This is a genomic window from Baaleninema simplex PCC 7105 (genome assembly GCF_000332355.1).
Taxonomy (GTDB): Bacteria; Cyanobacteriota; Cyanobacteriia; order Cyanobacteriales; family Geitlerinemataceae; genus Baaleninema; species Baaleninema simplex.
Map to the genome: position 1 here is coordinate 94,518 of NZ_KB235959.1, position 881 is coordinate 95,398.

The 881-nt window shown below is 50.9% G+C and carries 1 protein-coding gene and 1 pseudogene; one reads left to right on the forward strand and one right to left on the reverse strand.

Annotated features, from left to right (window positions below):
* Positions 1 to 169, reverse strand: a pseudogene (locus tag GEI7105_RS37645) (IS5/IS1182 family transposase); the annotation flags it as partial.
* Positions 170 to 384: 215 nt separating this feature from the next.
* Here GEI7105_RS37645 and GEI7105_RS31595 point away from each other — a divergent pair.
* On the forward strand, positions 385 to 858 hold the full coding sequence (locus GEI7105_RS31595) for a helix-turn-helix domain-containing protein (protein ID WP_017662266.1): 474 nt from the start codon (positions 385 to 387) through the stop codon (positions 856 to 858).
* Positions 859 to 881: the final 23 nt, after the last annotated feature.

Sequence of the window (881 nt, forward strand, 5' to 3'; positions counted from 1 at the left end):
TGGCGCTCCCATTTCCTCAGAAAAATTCTAGGGCATATTCTTCCTCAAATTCTGCCCAGGGAATGAGGTTCGCCAAAATTACCCAACGATTTTCTTCACACAACTTGCCTTCAAAAGGAAGTTCAAAGGCTTCTTCGGGCGCGTCAGGATTTTGTGATTTTCGATACATTTTTCTTGCCGGATGCACGGGAATTTCCAATTTTACCTCTTTTTCGGGTTCTCGAAGCCACGTCAAGACTCCTCTAAGCCTTACACCGTAAGCTTTTCACTTCTTTTCAGCAAGCCCTAACTAGTGCAGCGTCAACTCTAAGAATTAGGGTTAACGGGAGTATTGAGGTAATCTGTAGGGAGCGAGCCGGAGTCCCATGACAGAAAAAATACATTGTGCGCCTGACAGCAGAAGAGCGTCATCAGCTACAGGCAGTGATTAAGAAACTCAATGGTAGTAGCCAAAAAGTACGTCGAGCGCAGATCTTGCTGAAAGCGGATGCAGACGGGCCAAACTGGACTGACCAGCAGATAGCTGAGGCGTTCGATTGCCGCACGAAGACGGTAGAGAACATTCGCCGACGGCTGGTAGAACAAGGGTTTGAGATAACACTCAACGGAGTGAAACGAACCCGTCCACCGACAGACAAGCGACTGGATGGGGAACAGGAAGCGCAGGTAATAGCGATGCGGTTAGGTCCGCCACCGGCAGGATATGCCAATTGGTCGTTGCGTTTGCTGGCCCGTAAGGTGGTCGAATTGGGCCTTGTCGAAGCGGTCAGCCATGAGACCGTGCGGCAAACCCTGAAAAAACGGGATGACCAACCGCAAGATAGAGTACTGGGTGATACCGCCGGAAGCGGACGCTGAGTTTGCCGCCCACATGGAAGCGG